General features: G+C 31.6%; 12 protein-coding genes. All 12 read right to left on the bottom strand.

Going from position 1 to position 4,762, the window contains the following annotated elements; genetic code table 11:
* Positions 1-126: 126 nt before the first annotated feature.
* Complete coding sequence (locus H6553_00240) at positions 127-348, bottom strand: hypothetical protein (protein MCB9032243.1); 222 nt, start codon at positions 346-348, stop codon at positions 127-129.
* Between the two features lie 73 nt (positions 349-421).
* Positions 422-667, bottom strand: coding sequence for a hypothetical protein (locus tag H6553_00235; protein ID MCB9032242.1), 246 nt, complete (start codon positions 665-667; stop codon positions 422-424).
* 213 nt (positions 668-880) lie between these two features.
* Positions 881-1,066, bottom strand: a complete 186-nt coding sequence (locus H6553_00230) for a hypothetical protein (GenBank protein ID MCB9032241.1) — start codon at positions 1,064-1,066, stop codon at positions 881-883.
* The gene (locus H6553_00225) at positions 1,038-1,208 is read right to left on the bottom strand and encodes a hypothetical protein (protein MCB9032240.1); all 171 of its coding nucleotides are present in this window, start codon (positions 1,206-1,208) and stop codon (positions 1,038-1,040) included. The genes H6553_00230 and H6553_00225 overlap by 29 nt, the downstream gene beginning before the upstream one ends.
* A gap of 37 nt (positions 1,209-1,245) precedes the next feature.
* Positions 1,246-1,425, bottom strand: coding sequence for a hypothetical protein (locus tag H6553_00220; GenBank protein ID MCB9032239.1), 180 nt, complete (start codon positions 1,423-1,425; stop codon positions 1,246-1,248).
* Between the two features lie 264 nt (positions 1,426-1,689).
* Complete coding sequence (locus H6553_00215; protein ID MCB9032238.1) at positions 1,690-1,890, bottom strand: hypothetical protein; 201 nt, start codon at positions 1,888-1,890, stop codon at positions 1,690-1,692.
* A 62-nt stretch (positions 1,891-1,952) separates the two neighbouring features.
* Positions 1,953-2,108, bottom strand: coding sequence for a hypothetical protein (locus H6553_00210; protein ID MCB9032237.1), 156 nt, complete (start codon positions 2,106-2,108; stop codon positions 1,953-1,955).
* Positions 2,109-2,164: 56 nt separating this feature from the next.
* The gene (locus H6553_00205) at positions 2,165-2,992 is read right to left on the bottom strand and encodes a site-specific DNA-methyltransferase (protein ID MCB9032236.1); all 828 of its coding nucleotides are present in this window, start codon (positions 2,990-2,992) and stop codon (positions 2,165-2,167) included.
* Positions 2,993-3,065: 73 nt separating this feature from the next.
* On the bottom strand, positions 3,066-3,326 hold the full coding sequence (locus tag H6553_00200) for a hypothetical protein (GenBank protein ID MCB9032235.1): 261 nt from the start codon (positions 3,324-3,326) through the stop codon (positions 3,066-3,068).
* Positions 3,327-3,461: 135 nt separating this feature from the next.
* On the bottom strand, positions 3,462-3,911 hold the full coding sequence (locus tag H6553_00195) for a hypothetical protein (GenBank protein MCB9032234.1): 450 nt from the start codon (positions 3,909-3,911) through the stop codon (positions 3,462-3,464).
* Positions 3,902-4,483: a hypothetical protein gene (locus H6553_00190; protein MCB9032233.1), complete on the bottom strand. Its 582-nt coding sequence runs from the start codon at positions 4,481-4,483 to the stop codon at positions 3,902-3,904. The genes H6553_00195 and H6553_00190 overlap by 10 nt, the downstream gene beginning before the upstream one ends.
* Before the next feature lie 68 nt (positions 4,484-4,551).
* On the bottom strand, positions 4,552-4,762 hold a 211-nt coding region (locus H6553_00185; protein MCB9032232.1), incomplete at its 5' end, for a VRR-NUC domain-containing protein.

The raw sequence follows: 4,762 nt of genomic DNA, 5'->3' as shown, positions 1-4,762 counted from the left end.
TACGCCCAACATTATATTGGCAAAAGCAGGGCTGATATGCTAAAACCAACAGAAGTACACTTATTAAACTTTTGTGCTGACATCGACAGTAGTACTTCTAATCCCTGCCTTCGTATATGCTCAACGTTAAACGAAATTTGCTTTAACAACTTCCGTATCATCGGAAAGTTTTTTAGCAACAGTTCCATTTGCATCTATACCCATCCCATAACATCCAAATCGGCACAACATTACATCTTCATAAATAAAAAACTTTCCTTGCTCAATATCTCCGAAACAGCAAACTTCATTTAACAAAGTATTGCCGCTATTGGCGGTTTCGTTTTTCAATTCATCTTTTTTGCTCATATCAAGTTTTATTTTTCAATTTAACATTTGTGGTTTAAATCGCCAACGGACACAAAGCCCGAAAACGTTAGCATCAATGCCAGCGGACACGCTTACGGCTTGCTTCAAACCTTTTAATAAGTTCACTGAACAAAACGTCTGGGTCGTGTTTAAAATCTATTGGCACACGCAAAGACCAAGCCTTGCCACCACTCTCACATAATTTAGAAATCCATTCCGAACATTTTGCTACCAATTCAGTGTCTGACAAAGGCACTTCTGGTAACAAACAGTTTTGTGCAATTTGGGCTGAATTGCTAACCTGAACTTTATCTTCCATTTTGAACTTAGTTTTTAAATTGAACATTTGTACTTTCTATCCCCAAACTGCACAAAGCTGTCGGGACGTTAGCGGCTATTTTGCGACAACTCCGCAACCTTAGCTTTTACCGTTGACTTTATTACATCTATCCATTCGACACGGACACGGAAAGCAATAGTTTTGGTTTGATAGTTTGCTTTCTTACGCCCCGAGCCAACACGTTTACCGCCTTTACTTTTCTGTTTCTTCAATGATTTGTTTTGCATATCCTATTTGTTGAGCCCAAATTTCACTAACAAGATGCTGTTTTGTTCTGTCGCACAAAGTTGTTAATTTGAGGATTGCAATTCTTAATTTAGCGTTTTTATCCTGCAACTTAATAATCATTTTAGTTGCTTTTTTGTGTGAATCTTCCATTATACAAATAGTTTGTATCCATTAAGGATTGTGAATCTTCTATTTCATCAATTTGTTGGATTAAATCCATTTTTCTTTGTGCCAAAATATCCCATTTACGAGATTTTTTAGCGTGCCTTTGCGTTTGCCATCCATCTTGCATAACCGAAGTTCTGCAAGTGGATAGTTCACTTTCTATTTTAAGCAACCTTAATTTCAGCTGCTGTAACTTCGTATTGTCCATCGTTTAATAATTCGTTTATGTTGTCAGTTTTTACAGTTCTAATAAGTTCACCTGCTTTGTAAATTCCTTGATTTTTAGCAGAACGGATTTCGTAAACCTTTGCTTTTTTCTCTGATTTGAAAATTATTGTTTTCATTTTATTGCTGTTTTATTGATACAAATATACAACCTATTTTTATAACTGCAAACTTTTTTCAAAGTATTTTTGATTTTTTTTAAATATTTTCTAACTTATTGAAAATCAACACAAAAAGCAAGGCGAACGCATAACAAAGTATTGAAAAAAGAACGGTTTTTGTAAGTTTGTATGAATATTTTTAATATGTTTGACATTGTTTATTCGTATCAATTTTAGTGGTATAAGTCCGCTTAATTCCAAACATAATTCTAAATTTTTCTTCTACTTTAAATACCATTGTTCTTTTCTTTTTTTTCTGTATCCTAATTTGTAAAGCATTTTTTCAGCTGTTGCATTTAGCAACTTACCGTCTTTTAATTGTTTTTTGTAGCTCGATGCTAAAGCTGGAGAAATCAAACCCCTATACCAGTTTCTTTCTTTACTTATTATCATTAATATTTCCGTTGCTGTTCCCTCTATCATATTATAATTTTTATAAATATACGCATATTTGCTCTTTAAATTGTGTTTTGATTGATATTTTATTAATAAGGAGTTTTTATTTTTTTAATTAAATTTTCTCTTTCCATTTTCTCTCTAACTGCAATTCTTACAAACTCTGATTTTTTAGGTAGTTGTTTTAAAATATCAGCTACCTCTTTGTCAAATCTAAATCTTAATATTTCTGTTAGTTTTCTCATTTGTCCTACATTTATTCGCCAATCTGAGAGTTATATGCAAGGCTAAGTTCCTGCATTTAATCAACATTTTTGGTTAAATCCGTAAAAGAAAAAAGCCCACGCTCTTTTGCCTTTTCAAGGCAATTGGGGTTTATATCGCAGCCTATAAAGTTACGTTTCAAATCTTTACAAACTTCTGCTGTTGTAAAACTACCACTATAAAAGTCTGCAACTAAATCTCCTTCGTTACTACTTGCTTTTATAATTCTTTCAATTAGTTTTTTAGGCTTCATTGTATCGTATGGGCTTTGTTTCCTTTCATTGCTACTTGGTGGTAAAAATGGTATGTCGCACCAAACATCATTTTGCGGAACACCTTTTTCACAAAAAGGAACTTCAATTCTATTACCTTTTTCAACTCTTGTAAGTTTATTTTCTCTTCGTTTTTTAGTATTTTCTGTATGTTGCTTATATTCAATGTTAAATAAAAACTCGATTGTTTTTGAGTATCTTAAAATACAATCGTGTAATTTTTGAAAATCTTTACTTGTAGCAGTCCACCTGTTGTAGTGCCAAATAATATTATTCCTAAAATTATCACATCCAAATATATCATCCATAATGCAACGCATCCAATGGACTATTTTTTCGTCCATTTGTAAGTAAATACTACCTGTTGATTTTAGTATTCGGTGCATTTCTTTTATTCTTGGTATGTAGTGGTTTTCAATTTCACTTCTAATTGGTTTTAAATCTTGGTAGTCTGCAAACTTTCTGCCTGTTCCGTAAAGTATATCACAGTAAATTAAGTCTATTGTATTATCTTTAATTTCTGCCATCAATTCTAAATTGTCGCATATTCTAAGGTCTAAAAAACCCTCCCCATTTTTTTCTTTTACTATCATTCGCTCATTTAATTAAGTTTCTACTAATTTGTCCGCCCAGCATATAACACGTTGTATATGTCAGTTTTGCCAATTAAGCCATACCATGTCCTAAAAACATTAATCCTTTTTTTAGCTTTTCTTTAGCATTACATCTTTCTAAATAATCTAATTCATCTTTTTCAGTTGCGGTTTTAATTTGATATTTTAATAAACTTGTAGCATAACTTATCATGCTTTCTTTTTCATCTTCAGAACAAGCATCTGCACAATCTACATCTAAAGCAAATCCTAAAAGTCTTAAAGCAAAAGTTTTATCTTTTACTATTCTGTTTTCTTTAATTGGGTTTTCCATATTGTGTGAATTTAAAAACTGCCACTAACATAGAACTCGTTTCCTCTTATGTCTTTTATAAAATATAATGTTTTCATATCGTTTAAATAAACGGCCAACATTCTATGCCGTAACATTTGATTAAACATTTTTTAATTATTTTCCTAAAGTTATTTTTATTGAAGCTGTTGATGTTTTTTGCACTGGCGAAATTAACTCTCCTGTACTTTCATCTACAAAAGATTTTCCAATTTTAGTAGCCATTTTTATTTGCTCCTCAATAGCCTTTAATTCAGTTTCCAAAGGCTCGATTTGTGCTTTAATACTTTGCCAACTCTCTGACTGCGAGTAATCGTATTTAACGCCTGTTTCAGCGAGTTCAATTTTAGCACCAAATAAACTTTCATTGCTACTTAAACTTTGAACTGCTAAATCTTTTACTTGCTTTTTTGCTTGTTCAAGTACTTTTGTAAGAAATTCTATTTTAACCAAAAATTCTAAAGGATTAACAAAACCACTCGCTACTCCATCTGTAAGTTCATTAGCAAGGATATCTATATTAGCCTTAACTGGCATTGTCGTTTCTATTTTTTTTATTATTTCCATAATTCATTTATTTTTTGTTCCACTTCTTTTGACAAATTATAATATTTTTTTATTTCGTCAATAGTGGTTATTTTTTTCTCATTTATCGCAGTAATGACATTTAACCATTCTTTAGTATCACTTCCATTGCTATAGGTTATATTTAGCCATTTTTTAGGTTGTTGCTGTGGTGCTGGAGCTGTATTACCCAATCCTTTAAATACATCGATTCCTATTTCAAGATACGAGCCTATTTTTGTTAGGGCATCAGTTGTCGCACCCTTATAAGCATCGCCTAAATCGAAGTTTTTAGAATTTTCCCCTCCATTATCATTACCACCGTAACATTCAAAGTAAATACCATATTCAGGTATCGAAAATTCTACCTTTACAACGACCATAGACTTATCTGTCGTTGTTACGTGATTAACTTTTATCTGCCAACTTCCAACGCCAAACACATCATTCAGTCGTTCAGTTACATAAATAGCTTTAATTGAACTTAAAAAAGTTTTTGTTGGGTGCTTAGTTACCGCCCCTACTGGTAGTGGCATTCTTAGTGCCTCTCGCATTTCTTTTGTTACCTTTTCCATTGATTAATTTTTTTGTAAAATTAGTTATTTAGTTTTGAATTATCAAGTACTTTTTTAATCCTTAATAATTATTTAATATACTTATCAAAATTAACATAGCAAGTAAAGCCTATTTTATTTAGCATTTCTAATCGTATTTTTTGCAATTCAGATAGTCTGTCCCACGTTTCCTTACTTTCTATAAATATTACTTCATTCGGCTTTAGTGCAATATAATCAGGCAGTCCGATTGGTGTTACTCTAATTAAATTAATAACAAAATAGCCTTTGTCTTTCCAA

The sequence above is a fragment of the Chitinophagales bacterium genome (genome assembly GCA_020636535.1).
Classification (GTDB): domain Bacteria; phylum Bacteroidota; class Bacteroidia; order Chitinophagales; family JADIYW01; genus JADJSS01.
Note: the sequence above shows the minus strand (reverse complement) of the source record. Positions and strands in the feature narration are given on the sequence as shown.

Excerpts from the sequence above, each read along its gene's own strand:
- H6553_00215 (MCB9032238.1), bottom strand. The coding sequence starts at position 1,890 with ATGATAGAGGGAACAGCAACGGAAATATTAATGATAATAAGTAAAGAA.
- H6553_00235 (MCB9032242.1), bottom strand. The coding sequence starts at position 667 with ATGGAAGATAAAGTTCAGGTTAGCAATTCAGCCCAAATTGCACAAAAC.
- H6553_00220 (MCB9032239.1), bottom strand. The coding sequence starts at position 1,425 with ATGAAAACAATAATTTTCAAATCAGAGAAAAAAGCAAAGGTTTACGAA.
- H6553_00200 (MCB9032235.1), bottom strand. The coding sequence starts at position 3,326 with ATGGAAAACCCAATTAAAGAAAACAGAATAGTAAAAGATAAAACTTTT.
- H6553_00240 (MCB9032243.1), bottom strand. The coding sequence starts at position 348 with ATGAGCAAAAAAGATGAATTGAAAAACGAAACCGCCAATAGCGGCAAT.
- H6553_00210 (MCB9032237.1), bottom strand. The coding sequence starts at position 2,108 with ATGAGAAAACTAACAGAAATATTAAGATTTAGATTTGACAAAGAGGTA.
- H6553_00205 (MCB9032236.1), bottom strand. The coding sequence starts at position 2,992 with ATGATAGTAAAAGAAAAAAATGGGGAGGGTTTTTTAGACCTTAGAATA.
- H6553_00190 (MCB9032233.1), bottom strand. The coding sequence starts at position 4,483 with ATGGAAAAGGTAACAAAAGAAATGCGAGAGGCACTAAGAATGCCACTA.
- H6553_00230 (MCB9032241.1), bottom strand. The coding sequence starts at position 1,066 with ATGGAAGATTCACACAAAAAAGCAACTAAAATGATTATTAAGTTGCAG.
- H6553_00195 (MCB9032234.1), bottom strand. The coding sequence starts at position 3,911 with ATGGAAATAATAAAAAAAATAGAAACGACAATGCCAGTTAAGGCTAAT.
- H6553_00225 (MCB9032240.1), bottom strand. The coding sequence starts at position 1,208 with ATGCAAGATGGATGGCAAACGCAAAGGCACGCTAAAAAATCTCGTAAA.